Annotated in this window: 1 protein-coding gene; it reads left to right on the top strand. The window is 65.8% G+C overall.

The window, feature by feature from the left end; all coding sequences use genetic code 11:
- A partial coding sequence (locus tag D7Y61_RS21375) for a hypothetical protein (RefSeq protein WP_258010444.1) occupies window positions 1-275 on the top strand: 275 nt, incomplete at its 5' end.
- Between the last annotated feature and the right edge of the window lie 23 nt (window positions 276-298).

Here is a 298-nt window from a genome sequence, read left to right as displayed (position 1 = left end):
CCACGACCCGATCTCCATTTCCCGGGGAGGGGAAAGCAATGAGCCTGCTGGCCTGGATCGGGATGTTCGCCGCCTGGAGCCTGTTCGCCACCTGGGTATTGCGCTGGGGTGGCGCGGCCTGGATGGAAGGCTGGAAGTCGCTGGCCTTCGTCGACAGCTGGGGCAGCCTGTGGGACGAAGCGCAGATCAAGCTGTACATCCTCTGCCTGTGGATCGTCTACGGCCTGTGGTTCGTGGCCGGCCTGTTCGTGCCGGAGTGGCGCGGCTTGCGGTGAGGCATCTGCGTCGGTAGTGCCGG

Origin of the sequence: Stenotrophomonas maltophilia, assembly GCF_013464485.1 — a bacterium.
Taxonomy (GTDB): Bacteria; Pseudomonadota; Gammaproteobacteria; order Xanthomonadales; family Xanthomonadaceae; genus Stenotrophomonas; species Stenotrophomonas maltophilia_AW.
Note: the sequence above shows the minus strand (reverse complement) of the source record. Positions and strands in the feature narration are given on the sequence as shown.